Annotated in this window: 17 protein-coding genes and 1 pseudogene; 7 read left to right on the forward strand and 11 right to left on the reverse strand. The window is 39.5% G+C overall.

All coding sequences use genetic code 11. The features are described from left to right. Positions 1-32: 32 nt before the first annotated feature. Positions 33-1,994 (reverse strand): TonB-dependent receptor plug domain-containing protein, encoded by a 1,962-nt coding sequence (locus ACH63V_RS09750; protein WP_396463378.1) that lies wholly within the window; start codon positions 1,992-1,994, stop codon positions 33-35. A gap of 217 nt (positions 1,995-2,211) precedes the next feature. Between ACH63V_RS09750 and ACH63V_RS09755 the strand changes: the two genes are divergently transcribed. Next, positions 2,212-5,361, forward strand: coding sequence for a multidrug efflux RND transporter permease subunit (locus ACH63V_RS09755; RefSeq protein ID WP_396463379.1), 3,150 nt, complete (start codon positions 2,212-2,214; stop codon positions 5,359-5,361). A 44-nt stretch (positions 5,362-5,405) separates the two neighbouring features. On the opposite strand, the gene ACH63V_RS09760 is transcribed toward ACH63V_RS09755, so the two are convergent. The 5 genes and pseudogenes from ACH63V_RS09760 to ACH63V_RS09780 form a co-directional block, all read right to left on the reverse strand. Continuing rightward, positions 5,406-5,606 carry a phosphopantetheine-binding protein gene (locus ACH63V_RS09760; RefSeq protein WP_373368118.1) on the reverse strand — a complete coding sequence of 67 codons (201 nt, stop codon included), beginning with the start codon at positions 5,604-5,606 and terminating at the stop codon, positions 5,406-5,408. 18 nt (positions 5,607-5,624) lie between these two features. Beyond that, positions 5,625-6,275: pseudogene (locus ACH63V_RS09765) on the reverse strand (isochorismatase family protein); the annotation flags it as partial. A gap of 21 nt (positions 6,276-6,296) precedes the next feature. After that, a complete protein-coding gene (locus tag ACH63V_RS09770) occupies positions 6,297-7,961 on the reverse strand; it encodes a (2,3-dihydroxybenzoyl)adenylate synthase (protein ID WP_396463380.1) in 1,665 nt (554 codons plus the stop codon). An 11-nt stretch (positions 7,962-7,972) separates the two neighbouring features. Then, positions 7,973-9,196, reverse strand: coding sequence for an isochorismate synthase MenF (locus ACH63V_RS09775; protein WP_396463381.1), 1,224 nt, complete (start codon positions 9,194-9,196; stop codon positions 7,973-7,975). A 44-nt stretch (positions 9,197-9,240) separates the two neighbouring features. Further along, complete coding sequence (locus tag ACH63V_RS09780; RefSeq protein WP_396463382.1) at positions 9,241-10,011, reverse strand: SDR family oxidoreductase; 771 nt, start codon at positions 10,009-10,011, stop codon at positions 9,241-9,243. A gap of 266 nt (positions 10,012-10,277) precedes the next feature. On the opposite strand from ACH63V_RS09780, the gene fes reads away from it, so the two are divergent. Genes fes through entS form a run of 4 tightly spaced genes read left to right on the forward strand, consistent with a single transcriptional unit; the run spans position 10,278 to position 20,133 of the window. After that, entirely contained in the window at positions 10,278-11,477 is a 1,200-nt protein-coding gene (fes, locus tag ACH63V_RS09785; RefSeq protein WP_396463383.1) for an enterochelin esterase, read from the forward strand. 29 nt (positions 11,478-11,506) lie between these two features. Beyond that, positions 11,507-11,722: an MbtH family protein gene (locus tag ACH63V_RS09790; RefSeq protein ID WP_005305165.1), complete on the forward strand. Its 216-nt coding sequence runs from the start codon at positions 11,507-11,509 to the stop codon at positions 11,720-11,722. A gap of 12 nt (positions 11,723-11,734) precedes the next feature. Continuing rightward, the gene (locus ACH63V_RS09795; protein WP_396463384.1) at positions 11,735-18,886 is read left to right on the forward strand and encodes an amino acid adenylation domain-containing protein; all 7,152 of its coding nucleotides are present in this window, start codon (positions 11,735-11,737) and stop codon (positions 18,884-18,886) included. After that, positions 18,883-20,133, forward strand: a complete 1,251-nt coding sequence (gene entS, locus ACH63V_RS09800; RefSeq protein ID WP_396463385.1) for an enterobactin transporter EntS — start codon at positions 18,883-18,885, stop codon at positions 20,131-20,133. Before ACH63V_RS09795 ends, entS begins: the two co-directional genes overlap by 4 nt. A 41-nt stretch (positions 20,134-20,174) precedes the next feature. On the opposite strand, the gene ACH63V_RS09805 is transcribed toward entS, so the two are convergent. Then, positions 20,175-20,906 carry a 4'-phosphopantetheinyl transferase gene (locus ACH63V_RS09805; protein WP_396463386.1) on the reverse strand — a complete coding sequence of 244 codons (732 nt, stop codon included), beginning with the start codon at positions 20,904-20,906 and terminating at the stop codon, positions 20,175-20,177. 413 nt (positions 20,907-21,319) lie between these two features. On the opposite strand from ACH63V_RS09805, the gene ACH63V_RS09810 reads away from it, so the two are divergent. Continuing rightward, on the forward strand, positions 21,320-21,610 hold the full coding sequence (locus tag ACH63V_RS09810; protein WP_077163931.1) for a hypothetical protein: 291 nt from the start codon (positions 21,320-21,322) through the stop codon (positions 21,608-21,610). Positions 21,611-21,612: 2 nt separating this feature from the next. After that, complete coding sequence (locus tag ACH63V_RS09815) at positions 21,613-23,217, forward strand: PepSY-associated TM helix domain-containing protein (protein WP_396463387.1); 1,605 nt, start codon at positions 21,613-21,615, stop codon at positions 23,215-23,217. 46 nt (positions 23,218-23,263) lie between these two features. Here the strand turns inward: ACH63V_RS09815 and ACH63V_RS09820 are convergent, their stop codons facing one another. The 4 genes from ACH63V_RS09820 to ACH63V_RS09835 form a co-directional block, all read right to left on the reverse strand. Continuing rightward, positions 23,264-23,884 (reverse strand): ATP-binding cassette domain-containing protein, encoded by a 621-nt coding sequence (locus ACH63V_RS09820; RefSeq protein WP_396463388.1) that lies wholly within the window; start codon positions 23,882-23,884, stop codon positions 23,264-23,266. A gap of 4 nt (positions 23,885-23,888) precedes the next feature. Continuing rightward, positions 23,889-24,581 carry a molybdate ABC transporter permease subunit gene (modB, locus tag ACH63V_RS09825; protein ID WP_396463389.1) on the reverse strand — a complete coding sequence of 231 codons (693 nt, stop codon included), beginning with the start codon at positions 24,579-24,581 and terminating at the stop codon, positions 23,889-23,891. Then, on the reverse strand, positions 24,578-25,363 hold the full coding sequence (gene modA, locus ACH63V_RS09830) for a molybdate ABC transporter substrate-binding protein (protein WP_396463390.1): 786 nt from the start codon (positions 25,361-25,363) through the stop codon (positions 24,578-24,580). Before modA ends, modB begins: the two co-directional genes overlap by 4 nt. A 180-nt stretch (positions 25,364-25,543) precedes the next feature. Further along, positions 25,544-25,894 carry a winged helix-turn-helix domain-containing protein gene (locus ACH63V_RS09835; protein ID WP_396463391.1) on the reverse strand — a complete coding sequence of 117 codons (351 nt, stop codon included), beginning with the start codon at positions 25,892-25,894 and terminating at the stop codon, positions 25,544-25,546. Positions 25,895-26,022: the final 128 nt, after the last annotated feature.

Consider the following 26,022-nt stretch of genomic DNA (forward strand, 5'->3'; position numbering starts at 1 on the left):
CCCTATGAATAAGCTTTGAGTCTAGATTTAACTTAGAAACTATAAGTCGCTTTCACAAAGTAATTGCGGCCATAAAGTTTGGTATTAAAAGTTTTGTTTTTATCTTCCAAGTCAACATCGGTCAGGTTTTTTACACCGTAGTCCAGTGTTAAACGTGGCGTAATAGGAGATGTAAACGTGACGTCATAGGTCGTATAAGCTGGTAATTCTTTAGTCGCTGAGTACATTTGTTTGCCGACATAACTCACGCCTGCATTTACACGGAAGTCTTGAACTGGTGCCCAAGAAATAGAGCCATTGGCAAGCCATTCTGGTCGTTCGGTTAAGTCTTTACCTGTAGTTTTGTTTTTCGCGTCTAGATAAGTTGCGTTTGCCTTAACACCTAAATTGTCAGTGAAATCATATCCACCTGTAAGCTCCACACCTTTGAGTTCTGCGCGGCTCACATTGGTCCAGATTTTTCTAAAATCACCTACTAAACGCGGGTCACCATCACTTAAGGTAATGGCTTCAATCAAGTTCTTTACATCATTTTGGAAAACCGTAACGCCAGCATTCCAGTTTGGACGGGTCACAATTAAGGATGCTTCATAGTTGGTACTTTCTTCTGGCGCTAGGTTTGGATTACCTCGAATATGACAGCTGCCACCACATGAAATCATTGAGTAGTTAATATCTAGCTGAGCAGGTGCTGGTACTTTATAAGCTTGTCCCACACCACCTTTAAGTATGACTCCTTCAGCAAGTTGATAGGCTAAATAGGCTTTACCCGTCGTTTTACCATCAAAGTCATCAAAATCGTCGTAACGACCACCTAATGTTAGGGTGAGTGCATCATTAATATGGGTATCGTTTTGCACAAAAATGCCGTAGCTCTTTTGCTGATTCTTTCCAGTCCCGATATAACTTACAACATCTGTAATTTTCTGATCTTTATAATCGAAACCAGCAGTCGTGTTATTCATGAGCCAGTCAAAGTTGGCAAAAGCACGGCCAATTAAATTTTCTTGTTTATAGTGACGGCTTTGCGGCGCATCGTACTCACTATCATAGTCATAAATTTTGGCTGTTTCTTTACCAATATAAGCTTCTGTTTTACCCCAAGCCCATTTACCACGGTGAGCAATGCCTACATTGGTTCGCTTCATTTCAGATTCTTGAATGGATGTCGCTGCATCTTGTGTAAGTGGGCGCTTATCGTTGTTATAACCCAAATCTAGATCTAGAGTTTGCTGATCATTAATGTTCCAACTTAAAGTACCATTTACATTCTTGGTGTCTTTTTCTACAAAATATGCACCGTCCGGATCTGGTTTGCCTTTTCTATACCACGCATCACGGTTATAGGCATCACCTGCCAGAGTGAAACTTAAATTATCGGTTAAACCACCATATAGGTTAAATCCATAATGGTACTGGTTTTTACCATCGCCTCGGTCTGCTCGGTTATATTGACCAAAAATAGAACCATGTAATTGTCCATCTTCTGCTTTTTTAGTAATGATGTTAATGACACCGCCCATCGCATCTGCGCCATAGAGTGATGACATAGGCCCACGAATCACTTCAACACGCTCAATGCTATTTAAAGGAATTGCGCTCCAGTCAAAGTCATTACCTCGCCACATGGCGCCATTAGATGACATGCGTTTACCGTTTAAAAGAATTAAGGTGTAGTTCCCCGAGGTATTCAGCATTCCCCGTATAACGATTTTATCTTGGCCACTGTTATAGTTATAAACCCCAGCTTGTTTTTGTAAAACATCGGCAAGGCTCAGCGCAGCACTTCTTTCAATATCTTCACTTGTGATTACACTAATTGATGCGGGTGCTTTATCTACATCTTGTTCTTTTAAAGCAGCAGAAACCACAATAGTTTTAAGTTTTTGAACAGGTTCATTTGTGCCCTGTTGCCCAATATCTGTATTTGCTTGGACTGCGAATGGAAGCAGTGTTGAGAGAGCGACCACCAGCGCCTTTTTCGTTAATGTCATTTATCGGTCCTTATACTTTATAACGATTACCATATGATAATTGTTATCATTTATGATGTGCCGAGCATGATAGCCCCATGACTTTTATTGTTCAAGATAAAAGTAATTATTATTTATATAATGATAATCATTATTGTTTGTTTGGTTTAAAAAAGTTAACATTGCAATTTGGTATGCCTAAAAACCTATTGAAAACAAGCTTAAAGTAGACATAACAATGCTCTCTCGATTTTTTATTTATCACCCCATTTTTGTATCTGTCATTGCCATTACTATTCTTATTTTTGGTTTTTTCTCTATTCGGGCAATGCCAGTTGAACGTTATCCAAACCTTGCTCCTCCAAGCGTTAGAGTGGTTGCTAACTACCGCGGTGCTTCGGCCGAAACAGTTGAAGAAAGCGTAACGCAGATTTTAGAACAACAAATCAAAGGACTGGATAACTTACTTTATTTCACTTCAAATAGTGAATCTTCGGGAACGGGTAGTATTGATATTCACTTTAAAATTGGTACGGATATCGATAAAGCACAATTACAAGTACAAAATCGCATTAACAGTGCATTAAACCGTCTCCCCGAGCAAGTGCAACGGCAAGGGGTAAATATTTGGAAAACCACAGGTGATATGCTGTTAATTGTGGGGCTATACGATGAGACAGGTAAAGCCAGCAATATCGATTTATCAGACTATATGGTTAATCACTTTGAACACCCCCTCTCACAATTGCAAGGAATTGGTGAAGTGGATGTGTTTGGTTCAAGTTATGCAATGCGTATTTGGTTAAATCCAAATCAGCTTAGAAATTATCAACTTATGCCGAGTGATATTAAACAGGCACTTGAAGATTACAATACTCAAATTGCTGCGGGCTCAATTGGTGCCATGCCTTCTGCTTCTGATCAGAATATTTATGCCAAAGTTACTGCTGGTTCTCGGTTAAAAACAGTCGATGATTTTAAATCGGTTGTCGTTAAAGCTAATGTAGATGGCAGTTTGGTTTATTTAAAAGATGTGGCGAGAGTTGAATTAGGTGCTGAAAACTATGAAAGTATTAATACGCTAAACGGCTACCCTTCTGCTGGTTTGGGCATTTCATTGAGTCCTGATGCGAACGCAATTGAAACCTCTGCTCTAATTAAAGCAAAAATTGAACAGCTCAAGCAGCACCTACCCGTTGGATATAAAGTGGTTTATCCACGGGACAATACGTCGTTTATTGAAGAGTCGATTAAACAAGTCATTATTACTTTGCTTGAAGCAGTAGTTTTAGTCGTCATCGTCATGTACCTCTTTTTGCAAAATTGGCGTGCTACGCTCATTCCCACCATTACTGTTCCTATTGTGATTTGCGGCACTTTTGTTGTGTTGTATTTATCTGGAATGAGCATTAACACCCTTACCCTGTTTGCACTAGTTCTAGCAATCGGATTATTGGTTGATGACACGATTGTCGTGGTTGAAAATGTTGAACGGCTTATACATGAACAACAATTAAGTGTTCGGGATGCATGTTCGGCATCCATGCAGGAAATTAGCGGTGCATTGATTGGTATTACCTTGGTACTAACCGCCGTATTTATCCCAATGGCTTTTTTTAGTGGTTCAACGGGGATGATTTACCGCCAGTTTTCAATCACCTTAGCGGCTGCGATGTTGTTATCTTTATTGGTAGCCATGTTTATTACGCCTGCTTTGTGTGCTGTCTTACTAAAAAAACAAACTCAAAAACCTAAATGGGGACAGAAGCTTGAGACTTTGCTTGAAAAAATTAAAGTTGGTTTTAGTTTTTTAGCGACAAGCTTAATCAAATTTAAAACACTTTCATGTCTTGTCGTGTTGGCTTTGGTCGCTGTTTTAATCATTATTTATCGTGGTTTACCGACGAGCTTTATTCCAAATGAAGATCAAGGTTTATTGGCTGTGCCTTATAGTTTGCATAACAGTGCATCTATGAGCCAAACGCAAGAAGTAGGTAAACTGGTTAATAACTATTTCTTTGAACATGAAGCCAAAAATATCAATACCGTACTTGTAGTCAATGGACAAAATTTTTCAGGTAGCGGTCCAAACTTAGGTATGGCGTTTGTTTCATTAAAACATTGGAATGAACGTAAAGGTGAAGCCAATACTGCAAGTGCTATACGTGAGCGTGCGCAAAGTTATTTGCAAAAAAATTTACCGGCTAAAGTCATGGTAGGTATGCCTGCAAGTGTTTCTGGTTTAGGTCAGTCTGATGCCTTAGAACTTTGGCTTAGAGATGTAAATGGTCAAGGACGTGATGAACTCATTAAACAATATAAAGCCTTAGAAAAAGAATCTCACAATTACCCTGCGTTTGAAAATTTAAGTCCGCTTGTAGATGAAAATAAGGCTGAAGTTTTTATTCAACTCGACCAGAATAAAGCCAAGATATTAGGGATTGATCAACAAGCGATTCGTTCAACTTTATCGACTGCTTGGGGTGGAAACTATGTGGGAGATTTTGTTGAAAGAGGCAAAATTAAACGAATCATTATGCAAGGTGATGCTGAATTTCGCTCTAAACCTGAAGATTTAGCTTATTGGCACGTCCGTAATAATACAGGTGGAATGCTTTCTCTTGCGCATTTTGGTCAAAGTGAGTGGACTGGTGGCCCAGAAACACTAACAAGATTTATGGGACTTGCTGCAATACAACTTGAAGCAAATGTTAGTTCTGGCTTTAGCTCAGGTCAGGCAATGCAACAGTTAAGTGATATGGTGAGCAAACAATCTGGTGTAGATGTCGCATGGAGTGGCCTTTCGTTACAAGAGCAACAATCGAGCCAGCAAGCCTTATTCTTATACATTATCTCTATTTTATTTATTTTCTTATGTTTAGCTGCTTTATATGAAAGCTGGAAAGTGCCTCTTATTATTTTGCTTGGGCTTCCGCTAGGAATTACCGGAACTATTGTATTTGCTCAAATCTTTAACTTACCAAATGATGTGTATTTCCAAATCGCGTTACTTACGGGTATTGGCTTATCTTGTAAAAACGCGATTTTAATTGTGGAGTTCGCAACTAAAGCCATAAAACAAGGTAAAGGCTATGTTACTGCTGCGTGTGAGGCTTTAGCTTTACGCTTACGTCCAATTTTAATGACGTCTTTAGCTTTTGGTGCAGGTGTTATTCCCCTTGTCGTTGCTACAGGTGCTGGTGCCGTGAGTCGCCATGAAATTGGTATGAGTGTATTTGGCAGTGTAGTTATAGGAACTTTACTGGTGCCTGTATTTACGGTGTTTTTCTTTGTTTTTGTACATAGTTTACCGGCTTTGCAATGGTCGCTTGGACGGGTTTGGTTTAGACGCGTATCTAAATATAGAAAAGATCATCCATCTTTATAGAACAAAAAAAGCAGATCAATGATCTGCTTTTTTATTGTTTAAATTTAAGCGACTAGTTTCTCAATCCATACTTCTAAAGTTGGTTGTTCTGCTAAATCTTCAAAGCTTACCTGAGCACCGTAAGCCTGCCATTTACCCACTAATGTCATGAGTCGTACCGAATCAAGCCCAAGCATAAGTAAATCATCATTTAACTGAATGTCTGAAGCTGGAATCTGTAGTTGCTCACTTACCGCTTGAACAATCCCTGCTTGGGTTAATGGCGAGGCTGCTTGTTCTAGTTCCCAAGCACGAGTCACTTGTTGAGTTGTCATAACTTGCCCACAACGTGTACTTGCATATTTTAATGCCATGTCGTGTTCTTCACGGCTAAAGTCAGCGAGTGCATCTCCACATAAAAATGGTTGTATGTTGAGCATAAATGCTTCTGCTGCACTCATGAGACAGCCAATATGGGCATAAACACCACAAATAATGAGCTGATCACGACCTGACTCACGCATAAGTTGTTCAAGCGGTGAAAACTTAAATGCGCTATAACGCCATTTTGTTAAAACGGTATCATTTTTCTGAGGCGTAATTTCCGGCAAAATTTGAGTAATATACGGATCATCTTTTAGACCAGTTCCCCAAAAATCAGTTAATAGTTGACGATGTTCAGGCGTCTGATTACCGGGCTGTGCAGTATAAACCACTGGAATATTAAATTTACGTGCGGTTTCAATCAGTTCTTTGGTATTTTTAATAAGCTCTGGAATAGGCGCTTGAGTTTGGTCATAAAAATCTAAAAAATACTGCTGCATGTCATGGACCAGTAACACTGCGCGATTGGTATGTAACTGCCAATGGGTTTTATTGGGTGTAAACTCATGGGCTTGAGGCATGTTGTAACTCGTAATTTTAGGAATACTCATCAAATTTTTCCTTTTTTATATTTAAGCAAGAACATTGATTTTAGTTTCAAGTTGTTGACGTAATCTTTTTTTGTCGATTTTTCCAAAGGCTGTATATGGAAACTGTTCGATAAATTCCACTCGATCGGGAATTTTGTAGGTAGCAAGACCATAGTCTTTAAGATGCTGACGAACTGACATTGCAAGGCGAATTGGGCTTGGATCATCGGTTTGTGATTGCCATGCAATAAAGGCACAGCTTTTTTCACCCATAATCTCATCAGGCATAGCAACCAGTGCTGCCAAGCGGATTTGTGGATGGGTTAATAACGCTTGTTCCACTTCTTCAGTCGCAATTTTTTCACCAGCACGATTAATTTGTTCTTTTGAACGGCCTTCCACAACAATGCAGCCATCTTCGCGAATACGTACTAAATCGCCTGTGCGATAAAAACCGTCTGGTGTAAAAGAACGAGCATTATGCTCCGGTGCTTGGTAATAGCCTCGAATGGTATAGGGGCCACGAGTGAGTAAATGCCCTATCTCTCCAGCTTCTACGGGTTGGTCATGATCATCTAGCACCAAAATTTCATCATCTGGCGAGATTTTTAAACCTTGGGTATGAATAATTTGTTCTTTTGACATGCCAAAACGGGTGTAGTTCACAAGTCCTTCAGCCATGCCAAAGACCTGTTGCAAATTAACCTTAAACTCATCAATTAAACGTAAGGCAACAGCATCAGGTAATCGTGCTCCTCCAACCTGTAAACAGCGTAAAGTTGATAATATTGGATCTTTATCTTTGGCCGCTTTATCCATCCATGGTCGAACCAATGCAGGAACTAAACAAGCATCTGTCACACCATGTTTTTTAATAAGTGGGAATGCAGTTTCAGGGCTTGGGTCCGTCCCTAAAACCACTGCGCCACCAGCATAAAAAATACCTAAAGAACCAGCCGAGCTCATTGAAAAGTTATGTGCTGCGGGTAAAACCATCAGTAAACGTGATGACTGATTAAGTTGGCAGATTTTGGCGCTCTCACGCACACTATATAAATAGTCGTCATGGGTACGTGGAATCAGTTTCGGAACACCTGTGCTGCCCCCTGAAAGCTGTAAAAAAGCCACTTGATCTGCTGTAGTTGGCGAGATGGCTTCATCTGAAATATAGGTTTCTTTTAATAGGTTTTCGATAGCAACAAAATGACCAACGTCACCAAGTACAAATACATGCTCTAAGCAAGGTGCTGTTTGCTGAAGCTTTTCGGCAAGCTCTCGGTAGTCAAATTTTTGTGCACCAAAATCAGCACAGAAATAAGCTTTTGCTTGAGTTTGTTTAAAAAAACTACTGAGTTCTGCATAGCGATGTGCAGGTAAAGACATCACAGGTAAAGCGCCTAATCGAATCAGTGCGAAAAATAGAACATAAAACTGGTAGCGGTTTGGCATTTGTACGACGGCTTTATCACCCGCACGTAAGCCATATTGATATAAATGGCTTGCACAACAGTCAACTAAGTTATCAAATTCTTCATAACTAACAGCTTTATCCCCATCATATACTGCAATATTTTGTGCATACTTTTGAGCACTTTCACGCAAGAAATCACTCAGATTTTGCCCAATCCAATAGCCTTTTTTACGGTAAGCCATGGCAAATTCTGCTGGATATGGCACAGCGCCAACTAAATAATTCTTAGTTGTCATTTATTTATTCCTTATCTTGGTAATTGGTCTGGTGAAATGTGCAAGCCATCAAGTACGGTACGAAACTTTGCAGCAGTTTCGGCATGTTCAGCTTGTGGACGTGAGGCTTCAACAATTCCTGCACCAGCAAATAAACGGGCAATATTTTGATAAATGCGAGCACAGCGCACGGTCACTGACCATTCACCATTACCTTGTTCATCTGCCCAGCCCATCGTTCCTGCAAATAATTCACGGTTAAATGGTTCAAGTTGCTGAATTAGTTCTTTCGCAATTGGACTAGGCTCCCCACAAATTGCAGGGGTTGGGTGCAAGCGTTCAATTAAGTCAAAAACATGTGTATCGGCTTGCTTAAGTTCGCCAGTAATGTGTGATGCCAAGTGCCAAAGGCGTTTGGTACGAATGAGTGATGGTTGCTTAGGTACTTTTAACTGCTTACAAAAAGGTGTGAGCTCATCGGCAATCATTTCGATGACGAGTGCATGCTCATGTTGATCTTTTTGTGAAGCAAGTAATGCTCTGCCGTTGTTTTGGTCTAGGGTTGGATCGTCATCACGAGCCAATGTGCCAGCAACCGGTTTACTCCAGATTCTTGTATTTTGCTTTGCAATTAAAAGTTCGGGGCTTGCACCGACAAACCATCCTTCACTTTGAGGATGCCTCGCGACGGCATAGTTATAGCCTTCGGGATTATGCTTAGCTAAGTTATAAAATAAGTCCGAGACGGAAATATTTTGTTCAAATTCAAGTTGTAAAATACGAGCAAGTACAGCTTTATCAAGTTTTTTTGCTTGCATCTGCTGAACTAAATACTCAACTTGCTGTTGGTAATGTTCACCTAAAGGGAAATAGTCCGCCTTTTCTAAAGATAAAGAACCAAAATCAATATCAGACTGTGCATAGAGTACTTTCTGATAGATTTTTGCATTTTGCATCAGCATTAAATTGACATCGGCTGCCGAGCAAAATGGTAGTCCACCCATAATCTTGACGTCTTTATAACCGTCATTCATTGCAAGTTCTAATTGAGCTCGTGCTTCATCTAACCAATCTTTTAAAAGGCTATTTTTAGCGACTTGAATATCTCGTAATTTTTGATGACTATTGATGGTGTATTCTGGCGTTGTGAAAATAAAACCTGCGTCATTTCCACAATTTAAAATTTCTTGGGCTAATGCAACGCGGCTTTCAGTAAAATTTTCTCGTTGGATAAAATACGGATGCTGTGCCGACATCTCGCAACTCCTTATACAGTTATTTTGTTGTAATGAATAAATGTTTAAACGCCTAAAGTGGCTCCTCCATCAACCACAATTTCTTGCATGGTAATTTGTGCAGCTTGATCAGAAAGTAAAAAGCTGACCGTATTGGCAATATCTTCAGGCTGGGCTAATTTTCTTAAGGGAATGCCTGTACGGTATTGGCTTAAATCTCCATCGATTACCGCAGGCGGAGGTGAATTATCTGTCCAGAGCTGCTGCTGCATTTGAGTTAGCGTAGAGCCTGGTGAAACAATATTAAGCCTTACTTGGTGAGGTGCGATTTCAAGCGCAAGATTACGGCAGTAATGGCTCAGTGCAGCTTTACTCGTTGCATACATGCCAAGTTGTATACGTGGCATACGTGAACTGTTCGAGCTAATCGTGACAATACTTCCCTGCTTTTTTTCACAAAAGTGCTTGGCAAGTTGTTGACTTATTGCGATGGGTGCCATGACATTTACAGCGAAAAGTGTTTGCCAGTCTTCTGTTTTTGCTTCAAGCATAGAGCGCATAATCAAAACGCCCGCCGCATTCACTAAACCCGTTACGCTATGTTTGTTTAAAATATCTGTAATGAGCTTCGCTGTTGTTTCTTGATCAGTAATATCTTGCTGAAAGCCATGCCAACGTGATATTTCACTGCTTTCTATCTTTTGTGTGATTTCCCATTGTCCGGGATTTTCCTGTCGGTCGATGCCGATCACTTGATACCCTTGCTGCAATAATTTTTTTGTAATAGCAGCTCCAATACCTCTTGCAGCACCTGTGACTACGATGGTAGAGCTCATGTTTTACTCCAGTTTGACTCGAATAGTAAATTCCGCGACATAATTGCAAATAATTATCATTATTATCAAGTGCGATAAATATCAAACATAAGATTACAATCTAAATCAAGTTATTTATTAACCAAGAATTAGACTTATTTTATTGATTTTTAATAATTTTAATAAAACCTGTCTTTTTTTATTGATTATAATGATAATTGTTTTCATTTACTAATGAGAATCATTTTGTTAATTTGACCGCGCTTTCTTGTCGAGATGGACTCAAAATGAAGCCATTTTCTCATCCCTTACATCCCCTATTTCAACAACTCAATGTTGGGAGTGAGGTCTGGTGGAATACCGTTAAAAAAATAGGTAGTCCGCTAGTTAACCTACAAAAAAATAAAGCGCTCTGTACCTTTGTTTGGCGTGGTCCTGAGCCTAAAGAAAGTATCTTTGTCTATATTGATATTTATTCACAAAGCTCTTCTATCTATCAAAAGTGGAATCGTTTTAGCCATATAGCTGGAACAAATGTGTACTTCTTTGAAATAGAGCTGCCCTTAGCTTGGACTGGTAGTTATGTTGTAGTGACCGCTAGTGAAGAAGCGCCAGAAACAGATTGTGCGGCAACACGACGCTCATGGTGGCAAACACAGCTTAAACAAAATTCTCAAATTGACTCATTCAATCAACATCAGTTTTATAAGGGACATCTGGCCCGATACATCAATCAAATTCAACTCGAAAACACAAAAGCTTTCATAGACGATTGCCCAATTACAAAGATATTTCAATGGTCAAGTCGCTTATGCCAACAGGACTATTTGGTCGACATTTTTATTAGTCATCAAGCAACTCAAGAAGTCTTGCCTCTCGTTATATTGCTTGATGGCCAAATCTGGAGTCGAGAGCTTTCAATTCTGCCCGAAATTCAACATTTGTCTGATTCAAATAAGATTCGTCCAGCAGTTTATGTTTTTGTTCATAGTTTAAATAGTCAACAACGCCAACAAGATTATGGTTGCCATGATGCATTTAGTCAGGCGTTGGTTGATGAACTCATTGAAATACTCTTAAAAGAATATTCTTTTATTTCTAAAACAGACATTACGTTATGTGGTCAAAGTTTAGGTGGTTTATGTGCTTTACATAGTACTTTGTTGTTCCCGACCATTTTTACTTCCCTGATTTTGCAATCTGGATCTTATTGGTGGTCAGATTTTTCAAACAGTATTTTAGGGCAAAAACATAAAGGTAATCTTTTAGAACTGCTTCAAAACGTATCTCATCAATTATCAAAAACAACTCGAATTTATATCAGTGCCGGCACGTATGAAACCGATATGCGGGACGATGCCCTTCAGCTTTATCAACAATTGCAATCATTCAATCAAGTGAGCTTTCACACTTTTCAGGGCGGACATGATGCCGTGAATTGGCGTACTGACTTGCTTAAGGCATTGCAACAAACTCTTTCACTATAACCATTTGTTTCATCAAGGATAACAATATCATGAGCAACTTACAGGAAAATTATATTAATCCTTTCGATAATGAAAGTTTGTCTTTTCAGGTTTTAAAAAATCAACAAGGTGAGTTCAGTTTATGGCCTGCTCAACATCAGGTGCCATCGGGGTGGGATATTCAGCATGGACCTGATACACGGGCTTCGTGTATCGCATACGTAGAAAAGCACTGGCTTGCAATTAACCCCTTTCAACAAGCGTAAAGGAGTATTGTCATGAATCAAGCATTAAACAATGAATTTACTCCGGACCTTTCTCAACCCGCTCGTTTTGAATTGGCATCTACTCAGCTCGGTATTTTTCTTGCCGATCATTTAAGTTCAATTGAAGATTTATATACCATTGCGCATTGTTTGGAATTACCAAAAACTGTCGATATCCCAACGTTTAAAAAAGCAATTCAGATCGGCTTAAATGAAGCCGACACAGTCATTGCTTCGTATTCATCTGACCCATCTCAACCGTTTATTGAGCTTAATAACCAAGTTCAGTTTCAAATTGAAGAATTTGATTTTTGTCATTTAACGCCTAAAAAAGCTCAGCAACGTTTATGGGACTGGATGCCATCAGATCGTCAATGTGCTAAATCACTTAAAGCGGGTGAATCTCAACTGTTTCGTCAGGTGTTGTTTACAACGCATGACAAAGTGTATTGGTATCAACGTTATCACCACATCATGCTTGATGGTTTTAGCATGATTAACTTGACTAAACGTATTGTTGAACTCTATCAGCAATTACAAGAAGAAAAAGACCTTTCAATTTCTCCGTTCATTGGCGTTAATGATGTTATTTCTGAGCGTCAGGCTTATGAAAATAGTCATCAATTTAAAATAGACCAAGCTTTCTGGAAGGCATATTGTGAAGATTTACCTAGTCCAGTTAGTTTAAGTACACATCATTTAGCGGCAAAAACCACAGCGACATTTATTAAGCATCAGTTGCGTTTTTCGACAGGAATTTTAGAGCAAATTCAGGCTTTAGCTGCGCAATCTAAATTAGCTTTGAATGACATAATGATGTCATTGTCATTACATTATATTTACAAACTGACTGATAAAGCTGATTTGGTTAACGGTATTCCATTTATGCGCCGTTTAGGTTCAAAAGCGATTCGCTCAACCTTACCTACGGTAAATGTCTTGCCTGTGAAGTTTAAAGTTGCTGAAAAAGACAGTTGGGTAAGCTTGGCTCAACATGTACAAGAGCAATTACGACAAATTCGTCCACATCAGAAATACGATGCTGAACAAATTTTAAGAGATTTAAATAGTATCGATATTCATGAACGAATGTACGGCCCTATTTTAAACTATAAAGCTTTTGATCAAGACCTGATGTTAGATGGTGAAAAAGTCAAAACACACCATATTTCTACAGGGCCAATTGATGATTTTGAGTTTTCTTTTATTGTTCAAGATCATGAACTCATTATTGAACTACGTGCAGATTCGCAGCGTTATACACAAGATGAACTATTTAACCATGGTCAACGCTTAACTTTATTGCTTGAACAGGCTCTAATTCGTCCAGAACACGCATGTAGCAATTTTAATATTACGACACCACAAGAGCTTGCTGCCCTAACTCAAAGTGGTATTGGTCCACGTGTTAGTCACCCTGAACAATATAATAATGTTCTAGATATTTTTTATGAGCAAATTAAAAAGTATCCCGAACGTACCGCAATTGTGAGTGGCGAACGTCCAAGCCTTCAGCATCTTAGTTTTGCTGAACTTGCAGTACAAGTGAATCAACTCACTCGTTTTTTACAAGAAAATGGGGCCAAAAAGCAAACTGTCATTGCTGGAGCTATTCCTCGTTCGATTGACTCAGTTGTGGTGATGTTATCTGTACTCAATTCTGGTGCGAGTTTCTTACCTCTCGATTTAGATTATCCAATCGATCGTATGCAGATGATGTGTGAAGATGCCAATCCATTATTTGTATTAACCACACAAGCACTTGCACAGCAATTACCACAAAATATTCAGCAGTTATACCTTGATCATGAAGATGTTCAAACGCAAATTCGAAAGCAAGATGCGAGTGATATTGCTGCCGAAAATCGTAAATTTGATTTCCAAGATGTCGCGTATGTAATTTTTACCTCAGGTAGTACTGGCCGCCCTAAGGGGGTAATGAATACACATGGTTCTTTACTCAACCTCATTTTGTCGCATAAACCAACCATTTACTGGCCCGTATTAGAAGCTGTAAATCAGCGTTTCCCTGAGCGTCCGTTACGTGCAGCGCATACACACTCTTTCTCTTTTGATTCATCTTGGTTGCAAGTTTTCTGGATGTTATGGGGCCAAGAGCTACATATTTTTGATGAAAACATGCGTCGAGATGCATTTGGTTTAGTGCAAGAAATTCAGCAACGACAAATCGATACACTTGATTTACCGCCATCTTTTTGTGCGCAAATGATGACGAATGGTTTATTTGCTGAAAATCAGCATCACCCAAGTCTTATTTTGATTGGTGGTGAAGCTGCACCTTTAGCTTTATGGCAACAGCTAAATGCTCAGCCAGCGCTTTTTGCTCATAATTTGTATGGCCCAACCGAATATACGGTTGATACTTTCCGAGCAGAATTAAAACAGACAGCTCGCCCTGTCATTGGTAACCCTATTGGTAATACACAGGCCTATGTACTAGATCGTCATTTACAACGATGCCCTACAGGCGTGATTGGTGAACTTTATATTTCTGGCTTTGGCATTGCCAATGGTTATTTAGGTCGAGCTGATTTAAGTGCTGCCCGCTTTGTAGCGAATCCATTTGAACATGGACAGCGCATGTACCGTACGGGTGATTTAGTCCGCTGGAATAGTTCGGGTAAACTTGAATTTATGGGACGCTGTGATGACCAGATTAAAATTCGTGGTTATCGAGTTGAGATCGGTGAAGTTGAAAATGCACTTTCGATTTTAGCCAATGTTGAAAGCGCAGTCGTGATTGCAGAACCGATTAATAACAGTCATCGTTTACTCGGTTATTGTGTGGTCAAAGATATTGAACTTGATGAAAAAAACAGTGAGCAATTAAGTCAGCAATATTTAAGTCAGTTACGTCAAAACCTGCCTGAATATATGGTGCCTTCTGCCCTGACTGTTATGTCCGAATTTCCACGAAATGTAAGTGGTAAAGTCGATAAAAAAGCACTGCCAAAGCCTCAAATTCGTACCCATAGCCGAATGGCCGAAACGTCTGAACAACAACTTTTATGTCAAATTACTGCATCTGTTCTTAAGCTTGACGCAATTGGAATTGATGACGACTTCTTTATGACAGGTGGCGATAGTATTTCGGCCATTATGCTTTGTACTCAATTACGCCAACGTGGTTACGGCTTAAGACCAAGTGATGTATTCCAATTTAAAACAGTCGCCGCTATGGCACCGCAACTCACCCGTTTAGATGAACAACAAACGGCTGTTTCAAAACCGTTATTTTCAGCAGACCTAGAACAAAAGGTTCAAGAAAAATATGGAAAGAACAGCACTATTTTACCTTTGCTTCCTTTGCAAAAAGGTATGCTGTTCTTGTCTCAAGTAGAAAATCAATCGAACTATAATGCCTTTACTCGTCTTAGTTTAAATGGAGACATTGATCCAGTACGTTTACAGCAAGCGTTGATTACCGTATTAAAACGTCACCCGCAACTAGGTGGGCATTTTGATAGTGAATTAGCTGAAGAACCTGTTTTTATCTATTCATTACATCCTACTCAAGCTTGGCCAGTTCAGTTTTGCTCAGTCACTCCCGATCTTCTTGAGCAAACTATTCAAGAGGCATTACAGCAACCGATTCACCTCGACCAACCCTACGGCTTAATTCGGGCAACCTTAATTCAACATGCCCCAGAACAATCCGAATTACTGATTATGGTGCATCATCTGTTAACTGATGGTTGGTCAACTCCGCTGTTTTTACAAGACTTTATTAAGGCTTATCAGCAAACTAATCAACAATTGCCAGTGCTTGAATATAGTTATGAAACAGTGATTAAAGCTTTATCTGGACGTGACCATGAAACATCAAAAGTAATTTGGCAACGTGATTTAGCAGATTTACAGCCACTTATTTTATTTAATCAAGCACAGCAAGCTGTACAGGAAACTTCATATCGTTTAAGTGCTGAGTTGGGTGCGAAACTTCAACACAAATTACGCCAGCAAGGCATCACGCTCAATGTCTTCATGCAAATGATTTGGGCAATGACTTTAAATATTTATGCTCATCGTGAAGATATTGTGTTTGGTACACCTGTTTCTGGGCGTTCAGCACCTATCAATGGTTTAGAGCAGCAGATCGGATTGTTTTTAAATACGATTCCAGTACGTGTAAAGCTCAACATGCAGCAAACACTTTGGGAACAATTGACTCAGTTACAACAATTACATGTTGAACATTTAGAGCATGATGGTTTAGGACTAGGCGCAATTCAGCAACTAGTGGGGCAAGGCAATCTTTTCGATAGTTTGTTAGTCGTAGAAAACTATCCTGATAATCAGTATTTACAGCAAAAACTTGGTGATGCTGCGATTTCAAGACTCACAAATCGTGGTTATAGCCATTACCCGCTTGCTTTGTTAGTTATCCCTGATCATCAAATTGAGCTATTGCTTGAACAGCGTGGTGTAATTGATCAGCCTGAACACTTCCTTGAGCGAATGGTTCAATTGATTGAAATTGCATTAAATGAACCAGAGACTTCTCTAGCTCACTATCGCTTACAACTGGCCGAAGAACGCGATTTAATCCAGAAAAGGAATCAAACCCAATACTATGTTCGCCAGAGCACGTTACAGCAATTACTCAGAGAACAAGCTCGAATTACGCCTGAACAAACGGCGTTATTTGATGAAAATCATCAGCTCAGTTTCAGTGAAGTGCGTTTGCAAGTTTGTGCTTTAGCACAGCAATTGCAAAGCGCGGGTGTACAGGCTGGAGATATTGTTGCGGTTGCCCTACCAAGATCAGTCAAACTGAGTATCGCTATTTTAGCAGTGATTGAAGCAGGTGCAGCTTATTTACCTATTGATTTACAACATCCGACTGAACGCATCAAATTTATGTTGCGGGATGCCAAATCTAAACTTGTGATTGGTGAACAAAAAGATCTAGCTGCTATTGCCCATCCATCAATAGCCACCTTTGGTTTTAATGAATTGTTTGATGAAACAAAGGTTGATTTAAGCAGCTATAAAACGACAGTCATTACCCCACAGCATCCGGCCTATTTAATCTATACATCGGGTACAACAGGTCAGCCAAAAGGCGTCATGGTTTCTCACCAAGCCATTGTGAACCGTATTTTATGGATGCAATCAGAATATCCACTGTCAGCCAACGATACGATTTTGCAAAAAACGCCATGCACTTTTGATGTTTCAGTATGGGAGTTTTTCTGGTCATATTTAGTGGGTGCACGATTAGTTATGGCACCTGTGGATGCACACCGTGACCCATTGGCATTATTAAGTCTCATTCAAAAATATCAGGTAACAACATTACATTTTGTACCATCAATGTTGGCTGTTTTTGAAAATGCTGCTACCGAAATTTTGTCATCTGCTCAGCGTCAAAGTTTGCCAATCCGCCGAGTGTTCTGTAGTGGTGAGGCATTACCAACGGCTTTAGCAAAATCATTTACCGACCACTTTAGCTGTGAGCTACATAACTTATATGGCCCAACGGAAGCTGCGGTAGATGTAAGTTATATGGACGCAACACTGGGATTACATTCGCAAGAAAGTAGCGTTGCGATTGGATATCCAGTCTGGAATACCCAGCTTTATATTTTAGATCAATACTTACGCCCTGTTCCTATTGGAGTAGACGGTGAGCTTTATTTAGCAGGCCACCAACTCGCCATGGGATATTTACATCGAGCAGACTTAACAGCAACACGTTTTGTGGCCAACCCATTCGCAGCAGGTCAACGCATGTACCGTACTGGTGATATTGCCCGTTGGCATGCAGACGGTAGTATTCAATATGTGAGCCGTGCTGATGACCAGTTAAAGATACGTGGGCAACGTATTGAACTGGGTGAAATTGAACAACAATTACGCTTAATCAGCGGTCTTGATGTGGTTGTACATCCTATCGTTACTGAACAAAATAAAGCTGGTGTTCAGTTGGTTGCTTACTTGCAAACAAAAGCACCTGTGGACATCGACCAGTTAAAGAAACAATTGGCGAAACAGCTTCCTGCATATATGGTGCCAACACACTATATGTTGGTCGAGAAATTCCCATTAAGTCATAATGGTAAACTGGACCGTAAAGCACTGCCGCAACCACAACTTAACCCTTCAAATACAGAAAAACAGTACGCCACCACTGCTTTTGAACATGAACTGACACGTATTTTCCAACAAGTTTTAAATACCAATCAAAATATTGGTGTTAACGAAGATTTCTTTGCTATTGGTGGGCATTCCATTTTGGTGATGAAGCTTGCAATTGAAATCCGAAAAGTATTTAAGCGGACCATTCCAATTGGCCAGTTGATGAGTCATGTCACGATTCAACGTTTAGCTGCTTTACTGCTTACACAAGAACGTTTAGCAGAAGTTGAACAAACTGGCATGCAACCAATTTTACCAATCCGTTCTGGCTCTGGGCATCCATTGTTCTGTTTCTACCCAGGTTCTGGTTCGGCATGGCAATATACGGTTCTGAATCGTTATCTGCATTCTGATTTACCCATTATTGGATTGCAGTCACCTCGACCAGATGGCCTATTGGCAAATAGCAATGACATGGACGAACTGGTTGAAAAACAACTTGAGATTATTCGCAAGCAACAAACAACAGGACCTTATACTTTATTAGGTTATTCACTTGGCGGCACTGTGGCTTATGCAGTTGCAGCAAAGCTCACTGAACAAGGTGAAAAAGTTGATTATCTCGGCTTGTTAGACACTTACCCTGCTGAAATTCATCAGTGGTTAGATTTGTCGGTAGAAGAAATGAATGCTGAAGCTGAACAAGAACAGCTTCAATTCTTCAATGATATTTTAGCCGATGCAGATACGGCATTAAGTGAAGAAACCCGCCGTTTACAAGAAGATATTTTCGCGAACTATCGCGATGCCGTCCGTTTATTAAAACCGTATAAAATGCCGCAGCTTAATGGTGAACTACACTTAGTTGTTGCTGAAAAAGACTTGCTGCCGTATATCCAACCAGAACAACAATGGTCACCTTTAGTTAAAAAACTCAATATTGTTCGACTAAGTGAAGCGGACCATACCGATATATTGTCTCCGCAGCAGCTTGAAACACTTGGCCCGATTTTAAACCGCATGATCTGTCAAGCACGCGGTTTAGAGGAGCACACGCCATGAGCTTCAAATCTATATTGACCGATTTTAGTCTTTTAAAACGTAATGCTCATTTCCGACATGTATTTATTGCCCGCACATTGTCATTGTTAACCATTGGCATGTTGGTCGTGGCTATTCCAAAACAGGTCTATGACATTACGGGTAACTCGCTTAACGTTGCCGTCGCAATGGCTTTTGAAGGCATAGCCATGTTTATTGGCTTGTTACTTGGTGGTTTGCTGTCAGATCGCAAAGATCGAAAATGGCTGATTTTATTGGCACGTGGTGTGTGTGGTTTAGGCTTTGCTGGCCTCGCCATCAACGCCATGTTTGAGCACCCTTCGCTCTATGCCATTTATTTTCTCTCAGCATGGGATGGTTTCTTTGGTGCACTGGGTGTAACGGCAATGATGGCGATCATGCCTGTGATTGTAGGGCGCGAAAATATTGTACAAGCCCGTGCGATCAGTATGGTATCCGTACGGCTTGCAACCGTTATTTCACCAGCAATCGGCGGTATTTTAATTGCTGCTAGCGGTGTAGCAACTGTGTATTGGGTCTCAACCGTGGGTACTTTACTCACTGTGTTTTTATTAATGGGGCTGCCTGCACTTAAACCGCAACATTCATCAAATGGCGAAAGTCCTCTTCGCCAATTAGCTCAAGGGTTTAAGTTTGTTTTTAAAAATAAAGTGGTTGGCAGCACCATTTTAATTGGAACATTGCTTAGTTTTAGCAGTGCTATTCGCATTATTTTTCCGCAAATGGCAGATGAAATTTTTCACGGTGGTGCATTTGAACTCGGACTTATGTATTCAGCCGTGCCTTTAGGCTCAACTTTGGGTGCCTTACTAAGTGGATGGACAACAAGGTTACTCAAACCAGGCTTAGCCATGCTCTATACGTGCTTAGGTGTTTTTAGCTGCATGATTATGATTGGACTTTCACCTTGGCTCATCGTGACTTTACCCATTTTGTGTGTCTTCGGATATTTGATGTCGATTGCCAACTTGCTTCAATACAGCATTGTGCAAGGACATACACCTGATGAATATTTAGGGCGTATTAACGCAATTTGGCTTGCGCAAGATGCGTTAGGCGATTCGATTGCCACTACAACTTTAGGTCTATTAACTCGGTTTTTACCAATATCAGGAAGTATCCTCTTCTTTGGCATATTAAGCTTTGCAGTAGGATTTATGTTCTTATTCAACTCTCAAGATATGCGTGAAACTGGATTCCAAGATCCTAAATTACAAGAAAATTAATCTCTAAATAAAAAAGAAGGCAATTTGTTGCCTTCTTTGCTTTAAGCAGAATGACGTGCCTGAAAAACCCAAGTCATAATATGGTCTTGTTCTACAGCCCAGCCACCTTGATATTGTTCCAAGAGTTGATAGCGCTGCTGAATTTTTGGCAAAAAAGTGAGCGTTAATGTTTTATTTTCAAAATTAATATCAACGATAGATGCTTCTAAGAAATCTATATATTGCTTTGCAGTGGGATAAACCGCTTTATATAGACTTTCTTTTATAGAAAAAATTAAGCTCACATAGCGGGCAAAATCAAAAAACTCAGCCGCTTTATTTTTCCATAAATCAAACTCAGATGGCGTTAAAACAAGATGTGCGCTCTCTCGAGCAAATTCTGAGGTCACCCAGTGCTCAATATCAATTCCCAAATAAACTGCATTGTTAGATAGCGCAACAATTAACTTATTTTGTGAATGACTAATACTACCCAAAACATGAGATGGCCAGATGGGTAAAGGTTCGTGCATCGAGGTTATTGGCTGATCTAAACAGAAATGATGATTTAAAACAGCTTGAGCTAATACCCTGCCACATAAGTACTCATTTTTACGTTTGACACACGCTTGAGCAATTTTTAGAGGATGCTCTAATTGTTGGTCTATATACAAATGCGTTGTTTGCGATAAATCTAACCCATAACAAAATAACTCTGATGTAAGAAAAATAGGACTCGAAATTTCATAAATTGATGTACTGATTTGTTCAGGAATGTATAGATAATGACTCACTGTATTCGACTTCAAAATAAATATTTTTAATGAGTTATCTCCTATCTTAACTTACTTACTGCAAATCAATAAATAATTATATTTATCATTTGATAATAATTATTATTTACTTATACTATTTGGTAAATTTTGACTTTAATTTACTTATAAACAGCGATTATGAAACTTATAGGACTTTTTTTGACCCTGTTGGGAGCGGTCAGTATCTATTGTAGTCATAGCAACCAAAATTTGTTGTCTCAACACCTTCCTACTTTCTTTAAGTATTTGGGTTTAGTGCTATTAAGTATTGGATTCATTGCACTTTTTGCAAGCTTACCGAAAGTGGTTGCCGCTTTTTGCTGGTTCATGCTCATCATTTTTGCGTGGTCTTTCCTCCCTTTTATGGCGCTTTTTAAACGGAAACTGATTTCATGAAAGCTAAAATTCAGTCTCCTATCCAGCCAGACTGGTGGAGTAAAACTTTTGCTGGTGGTGTTTTTGGTCTAAGTCTTTCTATCGCGATTGGTAATTTGATTGTTTTATTAGGCCAACCTTATGTTGCCATGGATTTATTGGTGCAAGTGGGTATGTGGAGTGTTCCTTGGTTTTGGATGCCTATTATGTTTGGCAGTTATTTTTTTACGACCGGACGAAAAGCGCTGATCTATTTATTCATTGCTAATGCCCTAGCGTATAGCTGTATTTTTGTCTTACGGGGTTAACCATGAAAGTACGTTCAGACATCATGAAATTAGCAAAAAGCATGCATACTTGGGTGGGTGTATGTGCAGGTATTTTGCTTTTTATCTGTTTCTTTGCTGGTGGGCTCAGCATGTTTCAGCACCATATTAGTAAGTGGGCTACGCCAACACAGCAAGTTCTACCGAAAGTCTCACCCGATCAATATAATGAGCTTATTCAAAAAGTACAGACTGCCTATCCTGCTGCGCAAAAGAACTTCACACTCAATTTATCGTCCAATGAATTTCACTATGCACCCATTACTTGGAGTGAACATGAACGTGGAGATGGCTTTAATGCGGCTCAGTCTACGTGGATGGCAAGCTTAAATAACAATGGCGAGTTAATTGTTGCTCAAGAAAACTTATCTAAAGCAGGCTGGCTAATTGAACAATTGCATGAAACAGCAGGCATACCGGGCATGGCAGGCCATCACGGATTAGGTCTCTATGTGATGGGCGTGGTTTCAATTTTATATTTTCTTGCCCTGCTTTCAGGAGTGATCATACTTTTACCAACCTTAGTAAAGGATTACTTTGTCATTCGGCCTGGCAAAAATAAAAAGCGCTTTTGGCTAGATGCGCATAACGTGATTGGAATTACGAGCTTACCATTCCATATCATTATTAGTATTAGCGTTATTGTGTTTGCTTTTCATGACTTTTTTTATGATGCGATTGGACAACTTGCTCTCAAAGGACAGCCAGTTTTTCAGCGTTCTCCCCCAGCGCTGATTCAACCTAAACAAACACAAATTGATGTGCAGCAAATATTAGCTCAAACAAAAAAAGTAGCACCTGAATATTCAGTTGACTATATCCAGTTCAGTAACCTCGATAAACCTGAAAAAGCCAATGCACGTATTGCTCTCTATAGCTCAGATCAGATGTTACGTGGAGCAAATCAAGACTTTATGCGTATGAACCCCTACGCCGTTGAGCACTTTAATCATAAAGGTATTAACACACAGACTGATGCTGGAAATAAGTTAATCAACGCCATGTTTAGTCTACATTTTGGAAGTTTTGGTGGTACGGGCGTACGCTGGATTTATTTTGTGTTAGGTGTTGGTGGCGCTTTCTTGTTTTATACAGGTAACATTCTTTGGGTTGAAACCCGCGCACGTAAACAAAAGCGTGCTGAAGATCCTGTTCCTGTTCAACGTAAAGATGTAGTGTTCCTTGCGAACTTAACGATAGGTGCATGTTTAGGGTGTGTTTTAGCCGTCGTAGGTACAATGTTGGCCAGTCGTTGGCTTTTCGCAGCGCTTAACATTGAAAGTATGAACCACCTCTTTATGTATGGTTATTATGCGGTTTTCCTACTGAGTTTGATTTATACCTTTGTGATTGGCTATGCAAAAGCTTTACCACAACTGTTGTTAACTTTGGTTTTAGTGTTATTTGCGATTCCGCTTACATCCCTTTTAGCCTACTTTATTCCTCAAAGTGGCTTATGGGTACATGGTGGAGAAATCTTAGTGGTTGATTTCTTAGCTATCATTTTTGCTTTCGCTTTCTGGCGTTTTTATCAACAAGCCCAAGATCGCCGAAAATCTGCTCCAACTGGTAGTTTATGGGCTAGCTAACAACCATGAACTAACTAGACTGAAATAATGTGTGAAATATGAAAAATTATAAAATCCACATTGTTTCGGTCAGTTGTTTAATCTCTTGAATATCATGACTCACATAAATCATCGGAATTTTTATTTCCTCTTTTACCTTCTGAAAAAAAGGAATAATTTCAGCTTTATGGTTTGCATCTAGTGCCGATAACGGCTCATCAAGCAGTAACAGCTTAGGTGAATATAACAATGCTCGACCCAGTGCTACGCGCTGTTTTTCTCCTCCTGAGAGTTTGATAGGCATACGTTGTAATAAGTGGTCTAACTTTAATAACTCAATAATATAATCTGCTTCAAAGTGACGTTCTTGTTGGGACAGGTGCTTAAGACCAAATAATAAGTTTTGCTTTACCGTTTTATGCGGAAAAAGCTGAGCATCTTGGAAGACCAATCCAACATGCCGCTTTTGCGTGCTCAAGTTAATTTTTTGATCTGAATCAAACCATGTTTGGCCCTGTATTTTAATGAGCCCACTACGCGGTGTGTTCAGCCCTGCAATGGCATGTAAAATAGACGTTTTACCTGACCCAGATGCACCAAATAATCCAATAACAGTAGCATCTGACTGGAAACTAGGTTCAATATGAAATTGACCCATGTATAGCTGAAAACGGCAATCAATCAACATAATCTTACCGCCCTAAGCGCTTCTTTTGATAACGATGAAACCACTGTGCAAACCATAGCGCTAAAAAAGCCACGCTTAACGATAAAATAATTAGCCTTTGAATAGCGGCCTCGGTATCGGGTTGTTGCATTAAGCTATACATGGCCAAAGGCAAAGTACGTGTTTCATTTGAAATATTACCTACAAAAGTAATAGTGGCTCCAAACTCACCTAAACTGCGGCAAAAGCACAAAATGGCACCAATTAAAATGCCACTGCTGGCAAGCGGTAAAGTGACATGAAAAAATGCCCCTAAAGATGAGGCACCTAATGTCTTTGCTGCCATTTCTAAACGTTGATCGACCAGTTCAATCGCTAGACGAATAGATTGTACCAATAGCGGAAAACCCATTACTGCTGAAGCAAGAACGGCACCTTTCCAGTTAAATGCAAAATCAATTCCGAGCGGTGCCAAATATTGTCCAACAACGCCGCGGCTCCCAAAAACTTGTAAAAGCAAATAGCCAGGAACAACTGGTGGTAACACCAAAGGTAAAAACACCAATGTTTCAATGAATGACTTACCCCAGAACTCTTTTCGTGCCAAAAACCATCCCACACAAATTGCGGGAATAATACTGACCACAAGACAACTTGCCGCTACCTTACAAGAAAGTTGAAGAACGCTGAGTTCTTCTGGGGTTAAAGAAAACATCATGGTTTAACTGGAGCTAGCACACTAAAGCCATATTTTTTAAAGACTGCTTTAGCTTGGTTGCTTTGTAAAAATTGATAGAACTTTGCTGAGTTTGAGTTCTTTTTAATCAACCCTACAGGATAAATAATTGGCGAATGTGTATTTATCGGAAATACACCAGCTACATTCACGTCTTTGCTAATGGCTGCATCGGTTGCATAGACAATGCCAACCTGACATTCACCACGCGCAACAAAATTTAATGCAGCTCGAACATCTTCTGTTTCAACTAACTTTGGCTCAATACGACTCCACCAACCTAAATTGGTAAAAGCTTGTTTAGCATATTTGCCTACAGGCACACTTTTGGTATCCCCTGTACAAATCTTGCCTGTAAATACTTTATTGGGATCGGTCGTTTTATCTAGTTTTATATTTAGTGACTGCCCTTTAGGGGTAATTAGAACCAGACGGTTGCCTAATAAATTTATACGGTCATTTGTTGCAACTCGTTTTTTATTTTGCAGATAATCCATCCACTGGGTATCTGCTGAAATAAAGATATCTGCCGGTGCCCCAGCTTCAATTTGTTTCGCTAATGTCGATGAGCCTGCATATGAGGTTTTAACTTCTACTTTATTTTGTTTTTCATAAATTTTTTCTAAATCGTTAATCGCATTGGTTAAGCTCGCTGCTGCATAAATGGTAACCGATTCAGCCTTGGCTGGAACATTAAAGACCAATCCTATGCTGAAGACTGAATAGGCTAAAGCCAACTTTTTTATCTTCGTATCACTTACCATTATATTTACCTTTTTGTCGTTTTTTGCAGCGATATATACCCAAGAATATAGCGATAACTATAGACGATGAAAAGTAGAAGTTATTTATAAAGATGGGTATTTTTTCTGAACAATTAAAAATTATAGTTAAGCAAAACTGATTCGCTCTTAAATTCTTTGATTTATAAAATATTTCTCATCTTATTTCTTTAAATAGCTACTCATAATTTGATAATCATGTTCTAAGGCTTGTCGAGCATTGATTTCCATTTGTCGGTAATGCTGTAAGACTTTCTGGCCCAAAGCTGTAATGGCTGCCCCACCACCATGTGTTCCGCCTGTTTGAGTTTCCACCAAAGCTGTTTCGAAGCATTGATTCATAGTGTCGACCAACTGCCACGCACGTCGGTAGCTCATATTCATAGATTTTGCGGCTTGTGAGATCGAACCAGTTTTCTCAATCGCCTCAAGTAAGTCTGCCTTACCCGGACCAAACGCAATGTTCTGCTCTAAAAGAATTCTAATCTGTAATTTTAAGTTTTGTTCTTTCATAGACTTAGTTCACAAAAGTTTATTTTATGCTCGCTAACATTATAGGGAAGTTTAACAAGCTAAGACATATACAAATTTAAATCTCGATTAGCTCTTAAAAATAGTCTTATTAAAAAATTAAAACTGCA

Origin of the sequence: Acinetobacter sp. ABJ-A23_2 (assembly GCF_044538765.1) — a bacterium.
Classification (GTDB): domain Bacteria; phylum Pseudomonadota; class Gammaproteobacteria; order Pseudomonadales; family Moraxellaceae; genus Acinetobacter; species Acinetobacter nosocomialis_A.